General features: G+C 37.8%; 21 protein-coding genes. 16 read left to right on the top strand and 5 right to left on the bottom strand.

Annotated elements, in window-relative coordinates:
• Nucleotides 1-6 precede the first annotated feature (6 nt).
• From AYC65_RS20965 to AYC65_RS20430, 3 genes are all read left to right on the top strand, one after another.
• Nucleotides 7-183, top strand: coding sequence for a hypothetical protein (locus tag AYC65_RS20965; protein ID WP_165689201.1), 177 nt, complete (start codon nt 7-9; stop codon nt 181-183).
• Between the two features lie 211 nt (nt 184-394).
• Nucleotides 395-574, top strand: a complete 180-nt coding sequence (locus AYC65_RS20435) for a hypothetical protein (RefSeq protein ID WP_078674701.1) — start codon at nt 395-397, stop codon at nt 572-574.
• Between the two features lie 55 nt (nt 575-629).
• Nucleotides 630-950 (top strand): hypothetical protein, encoded by a 321-nt coding sequence (locus tag AYC65_RS20430; protein WP_034870695.1) that lies wholly within the window; start codon nt 630-632, stop codon nt 948-950.
• A 46-nt stretch (nt 951-996) separates the two neighbouring features.
• On the opposite strand, the gene AYC65_RS20425 is transcribed toward AYC65_RS20430, so the two are convergent.
• The 3 genes from AYC65_RS20425 to AYC65_RS20415 all read right to left on the bottom strand — a co-directional run bounded on the left by AYC65_RS20425 (nt 997) and on the right by AYC65_RS20415 (nt 5,967).
• Nucleotides 997-1,830 carry an endonuclease/exonuclease/phosphatase family protein gene (locus tag AYC65_RS20425; protein WP_034870694.1) on the bottom strand — a complete coding sequence of 278 codons (834 nt, stop codon included), beginning with the start codon at nt 1,828-1,830 and terminating at the stop codon, nt 997-999.
• Between the two features lie 46 nt (nt 1,831-1,876).
• A complete protein-coding gene (locus AYC65_RS20420; RefSeq protein ID WP_034870693.1) occupies nt 1,877-3,814 on the bottom strand; it encodes a M1 family metallopeptidase in 1,938 nt (645 codons plus the stop codon).
• An 89-nt stretch (nt 3,815-3,903) separates the two neighbouring features.
• Nucleotides 3,904-5,967 (bottom strand): alpha-N-acetylglucosaminidase, encoded by a 2,064-nt coding sequence (locus tag AYC65_RS20415; RefSeq protein WP_234300420.1) that lies wholly within the window; start codon nt 5,965-5,967, stop codon nt 3,904-3,906.
• Nucleotides 5,968-6,424: 457 nt separating this feature from the next.
• On the opposite strand from AYC65_RS20415, the gene AYC65_RS20410 reads away from it, so the two are divergent.
• Nucleotides 6,425-7,456, top strand: a complete 1,032-nt coding sequence (locus tag AYC65_RS20410; RefSeq protein ID WP_034870691.1) for a zinc metalloprotease — start codon at nt 6,425-6,427, stop codon at nt 7,454-7,456.
• 73 nt (nt 7,457-7,529) lie between these two features.
• Here AYC65_RS20410 and AYC65_RS20405 read toward each other — a convergent pair whose 3' ends face one another.
• The gene (locus AYC65_RS20405) at nt 7,530-8,411 is read right to left on the bottom strand and encodes an SDR family oxidoreductase (protein WP_034870690.1); all 882 of its coding nucleotides are present in this window, start codon (nt 8,409-8,411) and stop codon (nt 7,530-7,532) included.
• A 165-nt stretch (nt 8,412-8,576) separates the two neighbouring features.
• Here AYC65_RS20405 and AYC65_RS20400 point away from each other — a divergent pair, with 165 nt between their 5' ends.
• The gene (locus AYC65_RS20400) at nt 8,577-10,835 is read left to right on the top strand and encodes a GH92 family glycosyl hydrolase (protein ID WP_078674700.1); all 2,259 of its coding nucleotides are present in this window, start codon (nt 8,577-8,579) and stop codon (nt 10,833-10,835) included.
• Nucleotides 10,836-11,052: 217 nt separating this feature from the next.
• Here the strand turns inward: AYC65_RS20400 and AYC65_RS20395 are convergent, their stop codons facing one another.
• On the bottom strand, nt 11,053-12,387 hold the full coding sequence (locus AYC65_RS20395) for a dihydroorotase (protein ID WP_034870689.1): 1,335 nt from the start codon (nt 12,385-12,387) through the stop codon (nt 11,053-11,055).
• Nucleotides 12,388-12,564: 177 nt separating this feature from the next.
• Between AYC65_RS20395 and AYC65_RS20390 the strand changes: the two genes are divergently transcribed.
• The 11 genes from AYC65_RS20390 to AYC65_RS20340 all read left to right on the top strand — a co-directional run bounded on the left by AYC65_RS20390 (nt 12,565) and on the right by AYC65_RS20340 (nt 22,643).
• On the top strand, nt 12,565-14,016 hold the full coding sequence (locus tag AYC65_RS20390; RefSeq protein WP_034870688.1) for a lipopolysaccharide biosynthesis protein: 1,452 nt from the start codon (nt 12,565-12,567) through the stop codon (nt 14,014-14,016).
• Nucleotides 14,017-14,018: 2 nt separating this feature from the next.
• A complete protein-coding gene (dut, locus tag AYC65_RS20385) occupies nt 14,019-14,459 on the top strand; it encodes a dUTP diphosphatase (RefSeq protein WP_034870687.1) in 441 nt (146 codons plus the stop codon).
• Between the two features lie 75 nt (nt 14,460-14,534).
• Nucleotides 14,535-15,338, top strand: a complete 804-nt coding sequence (gene lolB1 / locus AYC65_RS20380) for a lipoprotein insertase outer membrane protein LolB1 (RefSeq protein ID WP_034870686.1) — start codon at nt 14,535-14,537, stop codon at nt 15,336-15,338.
• Nucleotides 15,335-16,888, top strand: a complete 1,554-nt coding sequence (locus tag AYC65_RS20375; protein ID WP_034870685.1) for a murein hydrolase activator EnvC family protein — start codon at nt 15,335-15,337, stop codon at nt 16,886-16,888. Before lolB1 ends, AYC65_RS20375 begins: the two co-directional genes overlap by 4 nt.
• Nucleotides 16,889-16,926: 38 nt before the next feature.
• Nucleotides 16,927-17,121: a twin-arginine translocase TatA/TatE family subunit gene (locus tag AYC65_RS20370; protein ID WP_009089111.1), complete on the top strand. Its 195-nt coding sequence runs from the start codon at nt 16,927-16,929 to the stop codon at nt 17,119-17,121.
• 3 nt (nt 17,122-17,124) lie between these two features.
• Nucleotides 17,125-17,742: a DUF4254 domain-containing protein gene (locus tag AYC65_RS20365; protein WP_034870684.1), complete on the top strand. Its 618-nt coding sequence runs from the start codon at nt 17,125-17,127 to the stop codon at nt 17,740-17,742.
• Entirely contained in the window at nt 17,735-18,205 is a 471-nt protein-coding gene (locus AYC65_RS20360; protein WP_009089115.1) for a hypothetical protein, read from the top strand. Before AYC65_RS20365 ends, AYC65_RS20360 begins: the two co-directional genes overlap by 8 nt.
• 6 nt (nt 18,206-18,211) lie before the next feature.
• A complete protein-coding gene (gene ribA, locus AYC65_RS20355) occupies nt 18,212-18,805 on the top strand; it encodes a GTP cyclohydrolase II (RefSeq protein ID WP_034870683.1) in 594 nt (197 codons plus the stop codon).
• A 52-nt stretch (nt 18,806-18,857) separates the two neighbouring features.
• Nucleotides 18,858-20,546, top strand: a complete 1,689-nt coding sequence (locus tag AYC65_RS20350; RefSeq protein ID WP_034870682.1) for a glycoside hydrolase family 3 protein — start codon at nt 18,858-18,860, stop codon at nt 20,544-20,546.
• A gap of 19 nt (nt 20,547-20,565) precedes the next feature.
• Nucleotides 20,566-21,696, top strand: a complete 1,131-nt coding sequence (gene bshA / locus AYC65_RS20345; protein ID WP_034870681.1) for an N-acetyl-alpha-D-glucosaminyl L-malate synthase BshA — start codon at nt 20,566-20,568, stop codon at nt 21,694-21,696.
• A 17-nt stretch (nt 21,697-21,713) separates the two neighbouring features.
• On the top strand, nt 21,714-22,643 hold the full coding sequence (locus tag AYC65_RS20340; RefSeq protein WP_034870680.1) for an MBL fold metallo-hydrolase: 930 nt from the start codon (nt 21,714-21,716) through the stop codon (nt 22,641-22,643).
• Nucleotides 22,644-22,716 lie beyond the last annotated feature (73 nt).

Raw genomic sequence — 22,716 nt, 5'->3', positions numbered from 1 at the left:
TTAATTATGAAAAAATTAAAAAGAAATTCACTGAAAGCTATTTCAGGTGGAAAATTAGACTGCTCATGCAGAAGGATTATTTATCCGGATGGTTCCACAAGCGGTAATTGTGCAACTGAATTCTGTACCCAAATAAGTTTTTCTTGCGGGCAAAGAGACTGCTGGCCAACACCTATTGAATAATTAAAAATTAATCTATCATGAAAAAGTTAGTAAGAAACTCTTTAAAAACAATTTTAGGAGGTAAGCTAGATTGCAGATGCATCAGATTTACTTACCCTGACGGGTCAACAAGTGGAGATTGCGTTACCGACACTTGTACACAAATAAGTATTGCATGTTTTCAACAAGAATGTCAACCAGCTCCAATAGAATAACCTAAAACCAACCTATTATGAAAAAGTTAATAAGAAGCTCTTTAAAAACAATTTTAGGAGGTAAAAAAGACTGCAGATGTACAACGATTACAGATATGTTTGGCAATGTACAGACCAATTGCGTTCCTGGAACCACATGCACCGAGTTTAGCCTTGGATGTGCACAATCAGAATGCTGGCCAACACCTATTGAATAATCAAAAAATAAACCCATCATGAAAAAATTAGTAAGAAAAAGTTTAAAGCAAATTAGTGGCGGAGCTGCTATTACAGAATGTCAGGAAGATATGTCTTGTCCTAGGGGACTATGCTGTAGTACAGGCAACATTTGCAGAGATCCAAGAAGATATATGTGCATTTAATATTTCAATTATGAAAGAAAAATTAAACCCTTTAACAAGGAGTACATTAAAGGAAATTATCGGAGGAAAATTTGATCCAATACCAGGTTATCAGGTTTGCATGATTATAGCAGATGACGACGGTCACATTATCGATGATAAAGTTTGCCCGGCCAGAACCTGCTGCAATTCAAACAACGAATGTGTTCCTTTACGCCTAAATCAATGTTAAACACAAATTCTATTTTAGAAAAAACGCTGCCTATGGCAGCGTTTTCTTATTTTTCAAACTTCAATTCCGCAAATACCGGAAAGTGATCCGAGGGATAAAGCAGATTTTCTCTTCTGTCATTGATATGCCTTTGTGATAAAACTCTGAAGCTTTTCACAAAAATATAATCAATGCGGTCTTTAGCCGGAACACTTATATTAAAGTCCTGGAATGTTCCTTTCGGGCCATATTGTTTTTTTTCACTATTGTAAAAAGAGTCCTTCATTTCACCAGCAATAATCTTCAATGGCTCTGTTTCTTCGGTAAGGTTAAAATCTCCGGAAAGTACTACAGGATAATTTTCCTTATTCACTTCTTTCATTTTCTTCAGAATCAGTTTTGAAGATTGCTTTCTGGCCTCATTACCAATATGGTCGAAATGCAGATTGAATGCCCAGAATTTCTTTTGGGTTTTCAGATCCTGAAACAGTGCATAGGTACATATTCTGTTTAGTGCAGCATCCCAACCTTTAGAAGGTTTATCCGGAGTTTCCGATAACCAGAAAGTACTTCCCTGAAGTTTTCTCAGTTTTTGAGTATCATAAAAAATTGCAGAAAACTCGCCTTTATCTTTACCATCATCACGGCCAACGCCTATATAATCATAGCCAGCCAGTCCATTTTTGATATCCTTCATCTGTTCCGGTAAAGCTTCCTGAACACCTAAGATTGCAGGATGATAATAATCCATAAGATGCAAAGCTTCTTCTTTACGATTCTTCCACGAATTATCTTTATCCGAATCCGTAGACATCCGTATATTAAAGCTCATTACTTTTAGCTCTTGTCCAAAAACTGATAAGGAGAATCCAAGTGCTAAGCCTAAAAAAATATTCTTCATTTACCTCTCTTTCGTAAATCTTTAATTTTGTTAATTCTTTACTGATTTACCCCTTCCAAACGTTATTAGAAGGATTAACATCCGGGAAGTTTCCATCCGGATCAATAATCACAGTCTGAATTTCTTTTGTCGTCGGAACTTTAAATGTCCATTCTGTATTTCTTCTCCAGATTTCTACAGGTAAAGACATATCCTGCTGGCTTCCGTCTTTAAACTGAATTCTCAAATCTACAGGCATTGGCATTTTCTCCAGATTCTGAATAGTTATTACAGCACCTTTAGTATAGCTATTATCAACATATTTAACACTTGAGATTGCCTGATCCAGTTTCCAGTTATTCTGAATCCAGCTTCTCCAGAACCAACCTAGATCTTCTCCGGCTACATTCTCCATAGTACGGAAGAAATCGTCCGGAACAGGGTGCTTGTATGCCCAACGGTTAATATATTCTCTGAAGGCTTTATCAAATCTCTCTTTGCCAATAACATTATTACGCAAAATCTTAAGTGCTGTCCCCGGCTTGTAGTAGGCCAAGGCTCCAATACTAGATTCTCTCATAGCATCCGGAGGTGTATCTACAGGCTCCAGTTTATCACTGAACAGATATCCTGTCATACCACGTGCAGAACCTTTTCTATAGTATTCTCCATTATTAAACGCTTCCGTAGAAATACCATTGATAAATGTATTGAAACCTTCATCCATCCACGCATGCTTTCTTTCATTAGATCCTACAATCATCGGGAACCACGTATGTCCAAATTCATGATCAGTTACCCCCCATAATCCGGCACCCTTAGATGTATATTTACAGAACACAATCCCCGGATATTCCATACCATTTGTTATACCTGCAACATTCACTGCATTTGGGTAAGGATATTCGAACCATTGCTTAGAATAATGCTCAATAGAAGCTTTTGTGTATTCTGTAGATCTGCTCCATGCTCCTTGTCCGTCGCTTTCCACCGGATAAGCAGAAATAGCCAGTGACTTTTTACCGGAAGGAAGATTAATTCTGGCAGCATCTAAAATAAACGCCGGGGATGCAGCAAAAGCAAAATCACGGCTTTGTTTCATTTTAAATTTCCAAGTTTTATTCCCGCTTTTAGCAGTATTTTCTCCCACCTCTGAAGCTGAACGAATCACTACAGCTTTTTCACTATTTTTGGCATCGTCCCATTTTTTCAGCTGCTGAGAAGAAAATACATCCTTAGGATTCTGCAGCTCTCCGGAAGCGACAACATAAAAATTATTTGGCGCCGTAATCGTAACATCAAAATCACCATATTCCAGATAAAACTCTGAAGGCCCTAAATACGGAACCGTATTCCAGCCTTTGATATCATCATATACCTCAACACGTGGATACCACTGTGCCATTGTATAAATCTTACCATTTTTCGTTTTCAGATACCCCATTCTGTCTGCTCCGTCTTCCGGAGAAACAAAAGAATAATCAATCTTAACCTTTACTGAACCTCCGTTGGATTTTAGTTCCTTAGGCAAGTCTACCTGCATTCTGGTATCCGTAATGGTATATTTTACTTCTTTACCATCTACTTTTACCGATTTTATAGTATAACCACCTTCAAAATCTGAGTTGCTTGAACCGTATCTTGAATTGTTAAGCGGAATCATTGCACTTCCGCGGGATTCTTTTTTGAATAAATTCTGATCGAGCTGAAACCAAATAAATTTCAGTTCATCCGGACTGTTATTGGTATACTGAACTTCAGCGCTCCCTGTAAAAAGATTCTGGGCATCATCTAAAGTTATATTTAAAATATAGTTCGCATGGTTTTGCCAGTATTTAGCACCCGGCTGCCCACTTGCTGAACGAAACTCGTTACCATTATAGGTATAGAAAGGCTCTTTAAAAGCTTCTTTATAATCATAATTAGAGGCTTGTTGAGCACTCAAATTTGATACAGCTAAGAAATACGCTGAAATTGTAAAGATCTTAACAATATTTATTTTCATATATTAATTTTCCTCTAAAATTATGGAAGTTATTCTGTTACAACAAATTTTAGAAAAGAATTAAATAAAATATAAAAACTGCTAATTCCTTATTTCAGAATTTTCTCCTGTAATAATTTCATTTGAGAAGTATTTATTTTCTGAGGAACATACATCTCTTTTCCTTTAGACCACTCTACTTCCATATTATAAAATACTTCAGGAGCTGTAATTGCACCTGCCTGAGCCTCTTCAATAAATACTTTCCACCTATTGTAGTATAAGGAACTCAATAGACCATTCCATTCTTTATGTGCATAATCTCTCAGATCTGTTTTAGGATTATTATCCGGTCCCCAGTAAGTAAGCTGAGATTTGGCATTGAACATTACATTTTGAGCATCCGGAAGTTTTCTCCCGAAACGTTCTGCTTCTTTCAGCCACCTGTTTAAAGTAAAATGTATATTATTTCCTAAAAGTATATTTTGGGTGGAAATCATCTCCAGAAACTGGTTTCCTGATATCCGAATTTCTTCAGTTTTTTTTGCATTAATCGCTTTTACCAGTTCATCATAAACAAGATCTCCTTTATTAGCCCATACCTGTCGCAGAAAATCTGTTTTATCTGTCTGGTAAGTTTCCGAATTTTTAAAATCAGCATCAGCCTTTACAAAAACCTTCACAGCTTCTTTAAATCTATTCTGGTCATAATTTCGTTTTCGTGTACCCCATGAGGACACCGGATTAACATTCAGGGAAGGCCTTGCACAGTAAATACTTTCCGAAGGACCTTCCTGATAAACATCGGGACTGCTATAGATGGTCTGTGCAAATTCTTTCCACGCTCGTATTACATCCTGATTTTCTTTTCCATACCTATATTTGGTATATTCGGTAAGCCATTGGTCGAGGGCAGGTTTCTCATTATACCATGCTATATCCAGCATAAGATCGTATGCTACAGGATTATTAAAAATACCTTCCGGAATAATTCCTACCCCTTTCAGACTTGCACCGTAAGTACTCTCTTTAGCTCTGAAAACCTCATCCAGAAAACGCTGCAATTTGCCATACAATCCGTTTTTCTCTCCGAAATTACTCACATTAGACCAGATAAAACTGGTTTCGCCATATCCTTTTCTATTTTCCCAATTAGCTGTATTTTCTCCAAAGAGCTCAATAATAAGTGTATTTTCTTTTTTCAGTCCCGCTAACAAACCATCTGATGGATTTTGCTGCCATCCTTGCAGAACCCAGGTGCTATTAGGGTAATTTTTCTGCATGGAGGTCTGAATACTTTCCGCAACATTTCTCAGATCCAGACCATTGGTTTTTCCTCCTTCATGAAATGGCTCTCCACCGAAATAATGAATATCTTCTCCATACAGATTTTTCATTTCAGCATAATAAGTATCTGCAATTTTAGAAAACAGTTTGGTTGTAGGATCTAAAATCCCGGGACGCTGAAATCCTCCAGCCCACTTCCCCTGCTCTATCACTTTCGCCTCGTTTATTTTATTCTTCAGATCGTGTGGAACCATACCATAGAATCCTTGTAATACAGGTTCGATTCCCAATTCTTTCATTCTTTTCAGTATCTTTCTCTGAAGTTCGGCTTGCTGCTTCATCATATCCATACTTACAGGACCGCCCCAACCTTCAAGATTTCCCATAAGCCACCATGCCGTGAAGGCTGGGCCCGGAATAAAAGCTTTTGCGTCGGCATCTGTATAACCTAACTTTAGTAAGGTATTATACCAAACCAACTCTGTCCCAACAGGTGCCAGCATTATATTGACTCCATTCAGAGCCATCCAGTCCAACTCTTTCTCCCAGTCTTCCCAAGTATAAAAACTGAAAGAATAGTTAATGGTACAATAATTCAGAGCATAACGATACGGAACCAAAGAAGTCTTTTTCAGTAAAGGACTAACTACCGGAAGCCTATTTATATTCCGGATATTATTTCCAAAGTGAGAAATACTCTGATGCGCATAATGCTTCACATACCAATCCAGTCCTCTGGATGCTGCACTGGCTGACGATGCAGAAATATATAATTGATTATTTCGGGTTTCTAAGGTAAAAACATCTGCATCCTTTTCTTTTGGAATAGACTTTAGGACTAACTTACCCGCAAGCCAGGGAAATTGCCTTTGTGCAAGATTATTCACAGATTTAAAATCTTGGGCCAAGCATATCTGGCATAGGTTCAGCACGAAAACGAGTCCAGTCAAAAGAGATTTCATATTGGTTATTAAGTTTTTATGGTTATCAAAAATAAACAAACTTGTTCAAAATAAACTTACTAACATTTTCAAATCACATGTAAAGTGGCTGTGTATCGATATTTATTCATAATCGATATTTTTTAGCTATTTAGAAATGTAAAAGCGATTGAAAAAAAATATCAGATAATTTATCTACTTTTTTTCTGTTAAATTTTAGATAATTTATGTTCAAAATTATTTTTTTCAAGAAATACAACAATCCCATAAAAACAAAGAATAGTATAAATAATCTTCATATATACATTGATATTTTAAAACAGTTATACAGTAAATAACATTTTTTAAGACTTTGTATTGAAATTTCTATATATTCGCTAGACTAAATCAATCAAATTTTATTATGAAGAAATTATTCTTAGGAATGACAGCATTAGTTATGCTTGCTTCCTGTAAAAATGACCCTGAAACTGAGATGCCAGCAAACTCTCAGAACCAAACAACTCTTAATGCATCTACAGATGCAACCGCAAGACTTTGTCCATCAGAAGAAATCAGACAAAACTTGCTACAAACAGATGCTAGCGCACTTCGTCGTTATAACAACATCGAAGCTATGTCAGCAAATTTCGAAAAGCAAGCCAGCACAGGCAGACAACTTAGCGGTATGGCTGTTCTTCCGGATGGTACTGTGGAAATACCTGTAGTTTTCAATGTTATTTACAAAACTACAGCCGATAATCTTTCTGATGCAATTCTACAGGAGCAAATCGATATTCTGAACAAAGACTATTCAGCTACAAACTCAGATATCACAAAAATTCCTTCAGAATTTCTTCCTGTAGCAGCCGGAGATGTAAAAGTAAAATTCAAATTAGCAGCTGTTAACAGAAAACAAAGCAGCAAAAGCAGCTGGAGCTATACAAACGATGCAATGAAGAAAGCATCAACAGGTGGTATAGATGCTACAGCCCCTACTAAAAACCTAAACTTCTGGATTGTAAACACAATGCCTTCTCCTCAAGGTGAAATCTTGGGCTATGCTACATTCCCGGAATCTGCCGGTTTATGGAATGATGGTGTTGTATTAGGCCGCAGATACGTAGGTAAAACTGGTGCCAGTGCTCCGTTCAACCTTGGAAGAACTGCTACACACGAAATCGGGCACTACCTTAACCTAAGACATATCTGGGGTGATGGTTCCGGATGTGCTACTGACTATTGCGATGATACTCCGGTACAACCAAGTGCAAGCACAGGAGATCCGGTATATCCAAAATACGGAACTTGTGGTGGTGTACAGCGTTCATTAATGTTCATGAATTATATGGACTACTCTAACGATGCTTCGCTTTATATGTTCTCTGCAAATCAGAAAGCACGTATGCAGGCAACTACAGCATCTAACGGACCAAGAGCAGGTTTAAGATCTTAAAAAAATATAACACGGCTTCATAAAAAATCGGGATTTTACAATCCCGATTTTATTTTTTCCTAACCTGAAAAGGTTAGCTTGATTTTTTTGCTTTTATCATTGCTTCCAACTGATCCCACATTTCCTGTGGAATGGCTTCCAGCATATTGAACTCACCTGCTCCCTGCAACCATTCACCGCCATCTATTGTAACAACTTCCCCGTTAATATATGCAGAGAAATCAGAAACCAGATAAGCCGCAAGATTTGCTAATTCCTGGTGGTCTCCCACCCTTCTTAACGGAACTCTTTTGGTCATATCAAATTTCTCTACAAGATCTCCCGGCAATAATCTTTCCCATGCTCCCTTTGTAGGGAATGGTCCCGGAGCAATTGCATTGAAACGGATACCATATTTTGCCCATTCCACTGCAAGACTTCTTGTCATAGCCAAAACACCTGCTTTTGCACATGCTGACGGTACTACATAAGCAGATCCTGTCCACGAATATGTTGTTACGATATTCAGAACAGTACCCGGTGTTTTTGAATCTATCCAATGTTTTCCGACAGAAAGCGTACAGTTTTTAGTTCCTTTCAGTACAATATCCAGAACAGAATCAAATGCAGAATGCGTTAACCTTTCGGTTGGAGAAATAAAGTTCCCCGCCGCATTATTCAATAAGACATCAATCTTTCCGAATTCTTTCAGTGTAGCTTCTTTCATCGCTTCTACCTCATCCCAGTTCCGGACATCGCAGGAAACACAAAATACTGTTCCGCCTGTTTCTGCTTCTAGTTCTTTAGCAGTACTCTGAAGCTTTTCCAGATTTCTGGATGTTATGACAACCTTTGCTCCCAGTTGAAGAAAATATTTTGTCATAGCCTTTCCCAGACCACTTCCGCCTCCTGTTACTATAATAACTTTATCTTTCAATGCATCATCTTTCAGCATTGATTGTGTATATGTACTCATGTTCTTTTCTTTTTGGTTAAAAATACTAAATTATTCAAAGGGAAAATATACCCGGATTATTTTAACACCATGTTATAAATAATACTTCGGGAGTTTTATTTACTTTTATGTATTGAAAATCATTAACCAGTGCGAAAAACTAAATTTACGTTCCTTCTGTCTTTTATGACTTATTTCTGCATCAGTGCACAACAATTACAAAAACTAACACCTTATGTCCATCCATTAATCGGCACCGAAAAAATGGGGCATACTTTTCCCGGTGCCACTGTTCCGTTTGGAGCGGTACAGTTAAGCCCGGAAACAGATACTATATCCTATGAGCTTAATGGAAAATACAATGGTGATGTTTATAAATACTGTGCAGGTTACCGGTATGAAGACAAAACGATTACAGGATTCAGCCACACACACTTCAGTGGGACAGGACATTCTGATTTAGGAGATTTCCTCATTATGCCAACAACCGGACAACTAAAACTAAATCCCGGCACAGCTTCTAATCCTGAAAGTGGTTATCGTTCGCGCTTCTCTCATAACGATGAGATATCTGAAGCTGGTTACTATAAAGTAAAGCTTCAGGATTATAATATTCTGGCCGAATTAACTGCAACGACAAGAGTAGGTGTACATCGTTATACTTTTCCAAAATCCGATCAGGCTCATATTATTCTGGATCTTATGGCCGGAATTTATAACTATAATGATAAAAATGTATGGACCTATGTTCGTGTAAACGACGATAAGACAATTACGGGTTATCGTCAAACTAATGGCTGGGCACGGACACGTACTGTTTATTTTGCTATGAAGTTCTCTAAGCCTTTCAAGTCTTATGGACAAAAAAACTACGATGGCAAAAGAGTATATAACGGCTTTTGGAGAAAATTCGATCAGAATAAAAACTTTCCGGAGATTGCAGGTAAACAAATACGCATGTATTTTGACTTCGACACTCAGGAAAATGAGGCTATAGAAGTACAATTGGCTATATCACCTGTGAGCCAGGCAAATGCAATGGAAAATCTGGAAAAAGAGACGGGCAGTTTATCTTTTGAACAGGTTAAAGCCAAGGCTCAGGAAGACTGGAATAAAGAATTGAACAAAATCGTAATAAGGGGTACGGAAGATCAAAAAGTCAATTTCTATACTGCCATGTATCACACTTTCATTAACCCAACTATTTATATGGATGCTAATGGAGAATACAAAGGTCTTGATCAGAATATCCACAAAGCAGAAGGTTTTACTAATTACACTACTTTCTCTCTATGGGACACCTACAGAGCACTACATCCATATTTCAATATTATTCAGCCTAAGAGAAATGCTGACATGGTAAAATCCATGATGGCACATTATGAACAGTCATCCCTTAAAATGCTTCCAATATGGTCGCACTATGCCAATGAAAACTGGTGTATGAGCGGTTATCACAGTGTAAGTGTTATAGCCGACGCCATTATAAAAGGAAATTACACCGGTGATGCAAAAGCAGCCCTTATGGCATGCGTAGCTACTGCAAACAAACGTAATTATGAAGGAATTGGAGATTATATAGACAAAGGTTATATTCCTTCAGAAAAAAATGGCACTTCAGTTTCCAATACATTAGAATATGCCTATGATGACTGGGCCATTGCTCAGCTGGCAAAGCACCTGGGTGAGACTGAAATCTATAACCAGTTTATAAAGCGTTCTGAAAACTGGAGAAATAACTTTGATAAAACTACAGGCTTTATGCGCCCCCGTTTGGCAGATGGCAGCTTCAAAAAAGATTTCGATTTACTGAGTACCCATGGACAAGGTTTTATTGAAGGTAATTCCTGGAACTACAGCTTTTTTGTTCCTCATAACCCGGAAGGGTTAATCCAGCAAATGGGCGGAAAACAAAAATTTGCTTCCAAACTGGACAAGCTATTTTCCATGCATCTACCAGATGAATTCTTCGCAGATACCGAAGACATTACCCGCGAGGGCATTATTGGTGGCTATGTCCATGGTAATGAACCGGCACATCATGTTGCTTATTTTTATAATTGGACCGGACAGCCGTGGAAAACTCAAAAGCAGGTACGTCATATCTTAGAAATGCAGTATAAGTCTACTCCCGACGGATTAGGCGGGAATGATGATACCGGGCAAATGAGTGCATGGTATATACTAAGTTCTTTAGGCTTTTACCCTGTAGCCCCCGGATCAGAAGATTATGCTATCGGGAGTCCGGCTGTAAGCAATGCAGTCTTAACACTGGAGAACGGAAAGAATTTTGAAATTGAAGCCGTTAATCAGAGTCCGGAAAATGTCTATGTACAAAAGATCCTTCTCAACGGGAAAGAAATTAAAAACTTTACCCTAAAACATTCAGATATTATGAATGGTGGAAAGATCGTTTTCTACATGAGCAATAAACCAAAGAAATAGCTTTCAGCAGGAAAAAAGGCTTCGATAGTTTGGTTCGTCAGGCGCCCTATAAACCAGGCTCAGCCTGACACCTATAAGCTAACAATAAAGTATTTAATAAAACTCAAACAGGTTCTTAGTTTAGTTGTAAAATCTTTTGTCTCTTTTGTGGTTAGGAAAACAAAAAAATGGCCGGAAGAAATTTCCGGCCATTTATAGTTAAGCGTTTTTATATTTCTTATGCTTCAAAAAGCAATCTTTCACCAAACTTACCTTCTGTAACTTTTCCATTCTCAAAAGCTAATTGTCCGTTTACAAAAGTATGGGTAACTTTCGAATGGAAATTCGCTCCTTCGAACGGGCTCCATCCACATTGATATAAAAGATTGTCTTTAGCTACTGTCCAGTTTTCATTTAAATCCACCAATACCAAATCGGCTTTATATCCCTCTTTCACATAACCACGTTTTTCTACTTTAAAGAGTATGGCAGGATTATGACACATCTTTTCCACAATCTTTTCCAGAGAGATTTTTCCGTTATGATAATTCTCCAGCATTACTACTAATGAGTGCTGTACTAAAGGTCCGCCAGACGGGCATTTTGTATACACATTTTGCTTTTCTTCAAAAGTATGCGGTGCATGGTCCGTAGCAATTACATCTATACGATCATCCAACAGAGCTTCCCATAATCCGTCTTTGTCCTTCTGGGTTTTTACAGCAGGATTCCATTTGATCAGAGAACCTTTTGTCTCGTAATCGTCATTGGTAAAAGTAAGATGATGTACACATACTTCTGCTGTAATCTTTTTATCTTTTAGCGGAATATCATTTCTGAATAATTCTGTCTCTTTCGCTGTTGATAAATGGAAAATATGCAGTCTTGCTCCGGTCTTTTTCGCCAGCTCAATAGCCTTGGATGAAGATTTATAACACGCCTCCTCACTACGAATCAAGTGGTGGAATTTCATCGGAATATCATCACCATATTCATCTACATATTTTTGAGTATTCGCTTTAATTGTTGCTTCATCTTCACAATGTACAGCAATAAGCATTTGAGTATTGCTAAAAATATTCTCCAGTGTTTCAGGATTATCAACCAGCATATTCCCTGTGGAAGAGCCTAAAAACAATTTAATTCCCGGAACATTTCTAGGATTCGTTTTCAGAAGTTCCTCCAGATTATCATTGGTGCCGCCCATCATAAAGCCATAGTTGGCATAGGCTTTCTCCGCAGCAATTTTATATTTATCTTCCAGCAATTCCTGCGTAACAGCATTTGGTACCGTATTCGGCTGATCTATAAAACTGGTAATCCCTCCGGCAACAGCTGCACGGCTTTCAGATTCAATATTTCCTTTATGTGTTAGTCCCGGCTCTCTGAAATGCACCTGATCATCAATAATACCCGGTAGCAAATATTTTCCTTCAGCATCTATTACTCGTTCCGCTTCTGCTTCCGAGATATTTACTGATATTTTGGAAATAATATCATTTTCAATTAGCAGATCGCTTTCAATAATTTGATTTTCATTGACGATTCTGGCATTTTTTATCAGGACTTTCATCTGGTTGTAATTTATTTAATTATCAGATAAAACTTACCAACACTTCAGTTTTCCTATATAGAAACCAATGTTATGGCTTGTTTTATTTTTACTTTTTTAGATTACAACAAATGTAAGGCTTCATCCTAAAAATAAGAAATCAAAATCTATTTTTATCTTTGCGGAAATTTTTGAGCTTTGTACAAGAAACTTTTAGGACAGACAGCAATATATGGCTTCGGGACAATTATCATTCGACTTTTCCCTTTTATTATAAGCCCTTTCCTTACTCGCGCGTTTGGTCCACAGGCACTAGCTCCGTTTGTAGATTTCTATTCTGTAGCCGGAATTATAGTGGTATTACTTTCCCATGGAATGGAAACTACATTCTTCCGTTTCGCCGAAAAAGAAGATGATACACAGAAATTAATTACCACATCAACTTTTAGTGTTGCCGGAGCATCTTTGCTTTTTATGTTGTTATGTTATATCTTCAGATATCCTATTGCAGATGCTTTCAAAACACCAGATCAGGTTAATTACCTTACCATGATGCTTTTTATCCTTGGAATAGACGGGCTTAGTACAATGCCTTTTGTTATTCTGAGAAAAACAGGACGCCCAAAGAAGTTTGCCGTTATTAAGATTCTGAATGGTGTAATCAACTTTGTACTACTAATTTTATTCATTGTAGTTTTACCTAAACTGGGAGACAAAGGACTCTTTGGTTTTACTTATAATAAAGAATTTGGAATAGGATATGTGTTTGTAGCCAACCTTATTGCCAGCATTGCAACATTTTTAATGCTTTTCAGGGAACTTAAGGAGGTCAAATTCTCTAAATTCAGCTTCCCACTATGGAAAAAGATGATGGCGTATTCCTGGCCAATCACCATTGCCGGACTTGCTGGCGTAGTAAATGAAACCCTGGATCGTCAGTTTCTTAAATATCTACTTCCAGAAGGAGAAAGTACACAACAAATGTCCATTTACGGGACAGTTTGTCGATTGGTTACTTTTATGACGCTATTCAGACAGGCATATCTTATGGGAATTGAACCCTTCTTTTTCTCGCATGCTAAAAAAGATAATTCGGGACAGGCATACTCCAAACTAATGACTTTTTTCGTAGTTGCCAACTGCCTTATGCTTTTGGGCTTATGCGCTAATCTGGAATGGATTGCACATGAATATATCCGTAACAAAGAATATTACTCGGGAATTCCTATTGTTCCAATCGTACTGGTTGCATCTGTATTCCTTGGAGTATATCTCAACCTTTCTATATGGTATAAACTAACCGATAAAACCATTTTTGGGGCCTACATTTCTATTATTGGTGCTGCTGTAACCATTGGCATCAACTACTTTTTCATTCCGGAATATGGATATTGGGCTAGTGCCTGGGCAACTTTTGCATCTTATTTTGTAATGATGATTATATCTTTCTTCCTTGGACAATATTACTACCCTATCCCATACAATATGAAGAAGCTATTGGTGTATCTGATACTTTCTATTCTGTTTTCCTACTTATCATATTACACCTTCAATGGAAATTTAATTTTAGGTAACGGATTATTCTTAATATTTTTGGGGCTTGTACTGTTCTTAGAAAAAGACACAATTAAAAATTTCAGAAAATCATAAACATGAAAATAAAAGTAATTAATAAATCTAAACACGATTTACCAAAATATCAAACCGCACAATCAGCAGGAATGGACCTTTATGCCAATATCGAAGCTCCTATTACTCTACAGTCATTGGAAAGAAGAATTATCCCAACAGGATTGTTCATTGAACTTCCGGTAGGTTATGAAGCTCAAGTAAGACCGAGAAGCGGACTGGCTTTTAAAAACGGGGTTACCTGCCTGAACTCTCCGGGAACAATTGATGCTGATTACCGTGGAGAAGTTGGCGTTATTCTGGCTAATTTATCTAAAGATGAATTTACAATCAATGACGGAGACCGTATTGCCCAGTTGGTAATTGCTAAGCATGAAACAGCAGAATGGATCCATGTAGAAAGCCTTGAAGAGACGGAGCGTGGTGCCGGAGGATTCGGAAGTTCTGGTGTTGCTAAAAACTAGTTTTCTGGTTTAGCACATTTTAACATTCTTAATTTTTTTGGTCTGATTTTCGCCGGTAATTTTAAAACCTTCAACATGAAAAATCCAATTCTGTATATTCTTGTCGCAGCATCTCTGGCATCTTGTGCATCCAGAAATATCGCAAAAGAAACTGCACCTAAAAATACGCACGAATCTGTAAAAGACAATGCGTCTTTCTTCTCACACATCCAGCAGCCATCGGCTTTTGATGCTGTGAAAATCTCCAGTAAAATAAATATAGAAAACGGAAAATTCATTCCACAGCTTAATGCTGTTTTTTATATAGAAAACAACAAGAAAGTATGGGCCAACATTACAGCTCTTTTGGGACTAACAGGCGCACGTGGAGTTGCTACACCAGAAGGAATTAAAGGTTATGAAAAAATAAACAGAACCTATATTGATTCTGACTTCACCTATCTGAATAATCTTTTGGGTGTAAACTTCATCAATTATCAGGCACTGCAAAACCTACTAACAGGAAGAACTTTTGTTCCTGTAAACGATAAAGATTTCACCCTTACTCTGAACGCACAGGGCTATAATCTAAAGTCTGTAAAGCCACAGGAAGTTACTGTAGACGGGAAAGTTTCTTCTTATAATGTAAGTATAGATTATGATTCCGGATTCAGACTAAACAAGGTGCAGATCAATGATGCTAAATCTGATAATCAGCTGGAGATTAATTATTCTGACTGGATAAGTGCCAACAATGAAAACTTCCCTAAGAATGTTAAAATAATTATAAAAAATAAAAAAACCGATCAAATTTTGATCGAAAATACGACCTTTGATTTTTCCAGGATGGATACACCGTATTCTGTGCCGTCTAACTATACAAAGAAAGAGATTAAATGACACAAAAGAAGCTATACTTTCTCCTATTTTCCATCATAAGCTTAGGTGCTTTCGGGCAGCAAAAAGAAAAACTCCAACAACAGAATGCTGATCTTAAAAAGCAAATTGCCACTCTAAATGCAGATCTGGCAAAGTCGCAAAAAGAATCCCGCCTTTCCGTTGCTTATTTGCAGAACCTGAACCAGAAAATTGGTTTACGAGAAAAACTGTACACCAATACCCAAAAGGAGAAGCGCTTCATAGAGGATGACATTTACAGACGTCAGCTGGAAATCAATAAATACAACCGCGAATTAGGTGTTCTTAGAAAAAACTATGCTGATATCCTAGTAAAAGCCTATAAAAATAAAGGTGTTCAAAATAAGGTAACCTTTATCCTTTCTTCTAAAAACTTAGGAGAAGCCCTTAGAAGAATTCAGTATTTAAAACAATATTCAGATTTTCAGGATAAAAAAGCAGCTGAAATTACAGATAAAACCAATCAGGTAAAATCAACTGTTTCATTACGCGAAAAATCTAAAAAAGATAAGGAGATCTTGATGCTGAATCAGCAGAAAGAGCTTAAAACGATTAATGTTGAAAGAGAACAGAAAGAGGTTCTTTTAGCTGAGTTTAAACAAAATGAGTCTAAAATCGCAGCTGAAATCCGCCAGAAACAGGTAGAATCTAAAAAGCTTGAAGGTGAGATCAGAAGAATTATTAATGAAGAGATCCGTATTGCTAAGGCTAAAGCCGAGGCTGAAAGAAAAGCGGAAGAAGAGAGACGCCGTTTAGCCCGAATCGCAGCCGAAAAAGAAAAAGCTCGTATTGAAGCTGAAAACCGTGCTAAAGCTGAAGCTCTGGAAAGAGAAAGAAAAGCGGCTGAAGCTGAGGCAAGAAGAGCAGCTGAATTAGCAGCGAAAAAGGCAGCGGACGAGAAAAGACGTGCTGATGAAGCGGCAAAAACTGAGGCTAATGAAAGAGCGACAGCTAAAAAATTAGCCGCTGAAAAAGAATCCCGTGAAGCTGCTGCAAGAGCTAAAGCAGCTGAGGACAGAGCTGCTGCTGCAAGAGACGCAGAAGCAAGACTGGCAAAATCAAATAATGATGCTAAGAAAGCAGCAGAAGATAAGGTGATGAAAGATTATGGTGCAACTACTACCTCAGGATCTAATTTTGCAGATAACAGAGGTCGTATGCCATTCCCTGTAAGAGGACAGATCACACACCGCTTCGGACGCCAGCCTCACCCAGTATTCAAGAATATTCAGGAAGAAAACTCCGGAATTAAGATATCTGTACCTGCAGGTTCAGTTGCAAAATCTGTATTCCCGGGTGTTGTAACCAAAATATTATATGTCGGAGGCTCCAAAACCGTAATGGTAAGACATGGTTCTTACTTTACCATCTACTCCAATCTAAGTTCAGTATCTGTATCTCAGAACCAACAGGTCTCTACGGGTACTCCAATCGGACAGGTAGGACTGGATCTGGATGGCACTTATACGCTGGAATTCCAGATCTGGAACGGAAACTCTCCGGTTGATCCACTTGGATGGATTTCGAACTAAATTATATTGTATCTTTGCAGAAATAAATAATCCAAAAAATGAACAATTTAGCAATCATATTACAGCTATCTATTACCCATGTTCTTATTGTACTGGTAATCCTTCTATTGTTATTCGGAGGTAAAAAAATCCCTGAATTAATGCGTGGTATGGGTTCTGGTATCAAAGAATTTAAGGATGCGGTAAAAGAAGAGGATAAAAAACCTGAAAACCAGGATAACAAACAAGCATAAGATATGTCCCTGACAAAAACAGCCTGGGATATTTTCAATCAGTCTATTATCCAGTATCATATTCAGGATCATGTAGATGCACCCGAGCAAAATCCATTCTCAGAAGGAAGTTTGGAACGGCTTTTGTATTCAAAGAATTGGATCGATACCGTTCAGTGGCATCTTGAAGACATTATCCGCGATGAAAATATTTCTCCAGATGAAGCCCTTCTGATAAAAAGAAGGATAGATGCCTCTAATCAGAAAAGAACTGATCTTGTGGAATACATAGACAGTTATTTTTTTGAAAAATATAAAGATGTTCCGGCAAAAGCAGATGCGAAACTGAATACAGAAACTCCAGCATGGGCCGTTGACAGGTTATCAATTTTAGCATTGAAAATCTATCACATGGACCAGGAGACTAACAGAGAAACTGCAAGCGTGGAGCATCGCGAAAAATGCGCTGCAAAACTAGCTGTACTACAAGAACAGCATATAGATTTATCTTCAGCCATAGAACAGTTGCTTACTGATATAAGTAGCGGATCGGTTAAAATGAAAACTTACAAACAGATGAAAATGTATAATGATGAGAGTTTGAACCCGATCTTATATCAGAAAAAACAGCAAAATGGCTAAAAAAAACATTGGTCTTTTTATACTTATCGGTTTACTAAGTGTTTCATGTTCTGTTGAGACACTCAACTACGTATCCCGTTCGAATAAGGACCAAATGCCCAGTTCTTTAGTTTCTAATTTCGACAATCACTATGTCGAAAGCAAAGCAGCTTCAACTGAAATCAGTATTGAAAAGGTAAAGTACGTGTCGGATTTATCTAATCTTATCACGGTATTTCCTAAATTTAAAAACTCAGCAGTAAATGCTGAAGTTAAAAAACTAAAGGCTGCTGTTCAGTCTTATATTTATGGTACCACGGAAGGAAATTCTAAACAGAAAAGATTGGCCTATCGTGATTATGCTACTTCTTATAAGACCCTTCAGACGCTAAAAAAATATATGAATCGTGATGATATTGAGCTTATCGACCGTTATCTGACGAGAATAAAAGCCAATATCAATTCTTTAGAATACCTTAAGTAATTCAAGATGATCAAAATACAGGCGGAATCTAATGTCCCTACAGAATACGGACAATTCCGGATGATTGCTTTTGCTGAAAATGAAAATGACTGGATGCCTCACATGGCAATCGTAGCCAACAATACAGACCTTAGCCAAACCGTAAACGTAAGATTCCATTCTGAGTGTATTACGGGTGAAGTTTTCCACTCCAGGAAGTGTGAATGCGGACAGCAGTTAGATGCTGCAATGCGATACACGAATGAGCACGGTGGCGTAATTATCTATCTTCGTCAGGAAGGTCGTAATATAGGTATTATCAACAAGCTAAAAGCTTATGCTCTTCAGGAGAAAGGTCTGGATACAGTACAGGCCAATCTGCAGCTTGGACTTCCGGCTGATGACAGAGATTTTAGTGTTGCTATCGAGATCTTGGATCTTCTGGGTATAAAATCTATCAATCTGATTACCAACAATCCTCTTAAGATAAAAGCGGTGGAGGAAAGCGATATAAAACTTGTAGACAGAATCCCTTTACAAATGGAGGCTACACAAGAAAGCAAAGACTACCTCAACGTGAAGAAAACTTACTTTGGCCATTATCTGGACGAGCAAAAGTAATCCGTTTTTTTTAGCATAAAATATTGTAAATTTGTTCATATACTCACGTTATATGAACAAATTCTTTTTTTATACCTTACTTACGATATCCGTTTTTCTATCTCCGGAATATTCTGCACAATATCAGCCTAAAAATATCAATAAGCAGGAACTGGAAAAAGCCCGTCAGTGGGTTGACAAAACATACAATTCTCTAAGTCAGGATGAAAAACTGGGACAGCTATTTATAACTGCTTTATATACTAACAAAGACCAGAATCACATCAATTTTGTCCGCCAGCTGGTTAATAAAGAAAAGATTGGGGGTATTATCCTGATGCAGGATAATGCGGCTCAGGAAATAGATCTTGTTAATGAGTTTCAGGAATCCTCACGAGTTCCACTTCTTATAGGAATGGATGCGGAATGGGGACTGTATCAAAGAATTGCTGCTGCACACAAATTTCCTTGGGCTATTACATTAGGCGCTATTCAGGATGATAAACTGGTGTATGAAATGGCTTCCAAAATTGCCAGTGATGCCAAGAGGATGGGTGTGAACTGGGATTTTGCTCCGGTTGTAGACGTTAATACCAATCCTTCTAATCCTATTATTGGCAATCGTTCCTTTGGTTCGGATGTACAAAATGTTATCCGCAAAGGACTAGCTTACAGCAACGGACTTCAGGACAACGGTGTACTGGCAGCTATCAAGCACTTCCCGGGACATGGAGATACTGACAAAGATTCCCACCTGGATCTTCCGGTTGTAAAACACAATATCGACAGATTAAACAATACCGAACTGGCTCCTTTTAAAGCCTTAATGGATAAAAATGTGGGAGGTGTAATGGTAGCCCATTTATATGTACCAGCTCTGGAATCTAAATCTGGGGTTCCGGCATCTGTCTCCTACTCTATTATTACAGATCTTTTAAAGAAAAAATTCGGCTACAAAGGACTTATCATTACAGATGCTCTGAATATGGGTGCTGTTGCCAGCAGATATAAAGCCGGAGAACTGGATAAAAAAGCATTTGCTGCCGGAAATGATATTATGCTATTTTCGCAGGGAGTATCCGACGGAAAAAAACTTATTCAGCAGGCTATTGATAACGGTGAAATACCACAGTCCCGTATAGAGGAAAGTGTAAAGAAAATATTACTGACCAAATATTATTTAGGTCTTCCAAATTTCAAGAAAATAAGTACTAATAATATTAACAGTGATCTCAACAATGAGAGCCATGCTCAGCTTTCAGAAAAGCTATATGCCAATGCGCTGACTTTACTGAAAAACGATCAGAAACTTTTGCCTCTGCAAAAGAATGAAACAGTATATTATGTTCCGCTGGAGGAAGCGCCTTACAAGACTTTTGCCAGCGAGTTGGGGAACAATATCAATCTTATTGTAAAGAAAGCAAATGAAATCAGCAGTATTCCTTCCGGTGCAAAAGTTATAGTAGGTTTCCACAAAGACAATTCCACAGCCTATAAACCTTACAAAATTTCTGCAGCCAGCAAAGCTGTTTTAAGTAAGCTGTCGGGAAATACAAAAGTAATATTAGATGTCTTCGGAAGCCCATATGCATTAATGGATGTAGATATACAAAATATTCCAGCAGTACTGGTTTCATACGAAAACAATGAATATTCCCAAAAAGCCGCAGCTAAGGCTTATACAGGACAAACCAAAATAAACGGACGCCTTCCTGTATTGATTAACAATCAACTGAAATACGGAGACGGACAGGATCTTTAAAAAAAACGAGAATAGAAAAATGAAAATAGGTATTCTTTGCTATCCCACTTACGGAGGAAGCGGGATTGTTGCAACAGAGCTCGGCATGTTATTGGCCGACAAAGGTTATGAGGTACACTTCATGAGCTCCAGTATGCCGGCGCGACTGGATATGACCAAACCCAATATATATTTCCATAAAGTAAATGTAGAAATCTATCCTTTATTCAAATATCAGCCTTATGATATTGCTCTTTCTTCTACCATTTACCATGTGGTGAAAATATACAAACTGGATCTTATTCACGCCCATTATGCCATCCCTTATGCATATGCAGCTTACATGGCCAAGCAAATGCTAAAGGACGACGGTATAGAAACTCCGCTTATCACGACACTGCACGGAACCGATATTACATTAGTAGGTCAGCATCCAAGTTATAAGAAAGCGGTAGAATTTTCCATCAACAAATCGGACGTTGTAACTTCTGTATCAGAGAGTCTGATGAAGGACACTTACATCAACTTCGATATCAAGAAAGAGATTCAGGTAATTCCTAACTTTATAGACAATGAGATCTTTACAACATTCAACAACTGTTGCAGATCTCAGTTTGCAGAGGACAATGAGCGTATTATGATCCACGTTTCTAACCTTCGTGAGGTTAAACGTATTCAGGATGTTCTGGAAACTTTTAAAAGGGTACAGGAAGAAATCCCAACACGCCTTATTATTATCGGAGAAGGCCCGGAAATGGAGCGTATCAATACCTTCCTTGAAAACAATCCAGAACTGATTTCTAAGATCAGATTAATGGGTAAAGTAAATGATCTTTACCAGATTCTGGCTTATGCAGATGTCTTTATGCTACCATCTCAACAGGAAAGCTTCGGTCTTGCCGCCCTGGAAGCAATGGCTGCAGGAACTCCGGTAATCAGTAGTAATGCTGGTGGAATACCGGAAGTAAATAAACACGGAGTAACCGGATTTATTGCCGATGTTGGTGATGTAGATGCTATGGTGGAATATACCAAAAAACTATTTTCCGATGAAACCCTTCTGGCAAAAATGAAAATTAATGCCAAGGATAATGCTTTAAAATTTGATATTGCTAACATTCTTCCATTGTATGAAGAATTATATAAAGAAGCTTTAATAAAAGTAACTTAAAAAAAACACGAAGCACAATGAAGCATATTCTTTCTGCCCTTTGCCTGTTAACTGCCAGCTTCTGGTCGCAGTTATACAATGCACAAAATACAGATGCATATATAGAAGTATTGGGCGTTGCACAGGACGGAGGCTTTCCGCATATGGGATGTAATAAAGAGGGATGTAACCTGGCATGGGAGCATCCGGAATTAAGAAGGAATGTGTCTTCTCTGGCTTTGGTAGATCCTGTTCAGAAAAAGTGGTGGCTCTTCGATGCTACACCAGATATCAGGCAGCAATTACACGACTTCTCGCAAAGACATAATCAGGAATATCCTTATCTGCCTGAGGGTGTATTTATTACGCATGCGCATATCGGACACTATACCGGATTGATGGAATTCGGCAAAGAGGTCATGAATACGAAGCAGCTCAAGGTATATGTATTGCCTAAACTAAAAAGTTTTCTGGAAAACAATGGTCCATGGAGCCAGCTGGTCAGTCTGAAAAATATAGAGATTATTCCTTTAACTGCCGATCAGGAAGTAAGCATAGGCAACTCTTTGACAGTAAAGGCTTTTACCGTACCTCATCGGGATGAATATTCTGAAACAGCAGGTTTTAGGATGCTAACACCTAAAAAGCGTTTCCTGTTTATTCCAGATATCGATAAATGGAGTAAGTGGAATAAAAGCATTATTGAGGAAGTAAAGAATGTTGATTTTGCATTTCTGGATGCTACTTTCTATGATCAGAATGAAATGGGCAACAGACCAGTTTCGGAAGTTCCACATCCTCTTGTAACAGAAACAGAAAATTTATTTCAGAAAGAACCTGCAGCAGTAAAGAAGAAAATCCATTTTATCCACTTTAATCATTCTAACCGAATATTATGGGATAAAGCTATTCAGGGAAAAGTAAGAGATAAAGGATTTAATATTGCTGAAGAAGGCAGGCAGTATTAAAAAGAGGCAAGATATTCCACCTGCAAACCTTTTTTAATTAAATTAAACTTACTCATTTTATTTTACGTATATT

Origin of the sequence: Elizabethkingia bruuniana (assembly GCF_002024805.1) — a bacterium.
Classification (GTDB): Bacteria; Bacteroidota; Bacteroidia; order Flavobacteriales; family Weeksellaceae; genus Elizabethkingia; species Elizabethkingia bruuniana.
Note: the sequence above shows the minus strand (reverse complement) of the source record. Positions and strands in the feature narration are given on the sequence as shown.

What these genes read in the sequence shown, in the direction of transcription:
- dut (WP_034870687.1), top strand. Translation starts at nt 14,019, where the DNA reads ATGAAAATAAAAGTAATTAATAAATCTAAACACGATTTACCAAAATAT.
- AYC65_RS20410 (WP_034870691.1), top strand. Translation starts at nt 6,425, where the DNA reads ATGAAGAAATTATTCTTAGGAATGACAGCATTAGTTATGCTTGCTTCC.
- bshA (WP_034870681.1), top strand. Translation starts at nt 20,566, where the DNA reads ATGAAAATAGGTATTCTTTGCTATCCCACTTACGGAGGAAGCGGGATT.
- AYC65_RS20375 (WP_034870685.1), top strand. Translation starts at nt 15,335, where the DNA reads ATGACACAAAAGAAGCTATACTTTCTCCTATTTTCCATCATAAGCTTA.
- AYC65_RS20350 (WP_034870682.1), top strand. Translation starts at nt 18,858, where the DNA reads ATGAACAAATTCTTTTTTTATACCTTACTTACGATATCCGTTTTTCTA.
- AYC65_RS20425 (WP_034870694.1), bottom strand. Translation starts at nt 1,830, where the DNA reads ATGAAGAATATTTTTTTAGGCTTAGCACTTGGATTCTCCTTATCAGTT.
- AYC65_RS20420 (WP_034870693.1), bottom strand. Translation starts at nt 3,814, where the DNA reads ATGAAAATAAATATTGTTAAGATCTTTACAATTTCAGCGTATTTCTTA.
- AYC65_RS20965 (WP_165689201.1), top strand. Translation starts at nt 7, where the DNA reads ATGAAAAAATTAAAAAGAAATTCACTGAAAGCTATTTCAGGTGGAAAA.
- AYC65_RS20370 (WP_009089111.1), top strand. Translation starts at nt 16,927, where the DNA reads ATGAACAATTTAGCAATCATATTACAGCTATCTATTACCCATGTTCTT.
- lolB1 (WP_034870686.1), top strand. Translation starts at nt 14,535, where the DNA reads ATGAAAAATCCAATTCTGTATATTCTTGTCGCAGCATCTCTGGCATCT.
- AYC65_RS20400 (WP_078674700.1), top strand. Translation starts at nt 8,577, where the DNA reads ATGACTTATTTCTGCATCAGTGCACAACAATTACAAAAACTAACACCT.
- AYC65_RS20395 (WP_034870689.1), bottom strand. Translation starts at nt 12,387, where the DNA reads ATGAAAGTCCTGATAAAAAATGCCAGAATCGTCAATGAAAATCAAATT.
- AYC65_RS20360 (WP_009089115.1), top strand. Translation starts at nt 17,735, where the DNA reads ATGGCTAAAAAAAACATTGGTCTTTTTATACTTATCGGTTTACTAAGT.
- AYC65_RS20405 (WP_034870690.1), bottom strand. Translation starts at nt 8,411, where the DNA reads ATGAGTACATATACACAATCAATGCTGAAAGATGATGCATTGAAAGAT.
- AYC65_RS20365 (WP_034870684.1), top strand. Translation starts at nt 17,125, where the DNA reads ATGTCCCTGACAAAAACAGCCTGGGATATTTTCAATCAGTCTATTATC.
- AYC65_RS20340 (WP_034870680.1), top strand. Translation starts at nt 21,714, where the DNA reads ATGAAGCATATTCTTTCTGCCCTTTGCCTGTTAACTGCCAGCTTCTGG.
- AYC65_RS20435 (WP_078674701.1), top strand. Translation starts at nt 395, where the DNA reads ATGAAAAAGTTAATAAGAAGCTCTTTAAAAACAATTTTAGGAGGTAAA.
- ribA (WP_034870683.1), top strand. Translation starts at nt 18,212, where the DNA reads ATGATCAAAATACAGGCGGAATCTAATGTCCCTACAGAATACGGACAA.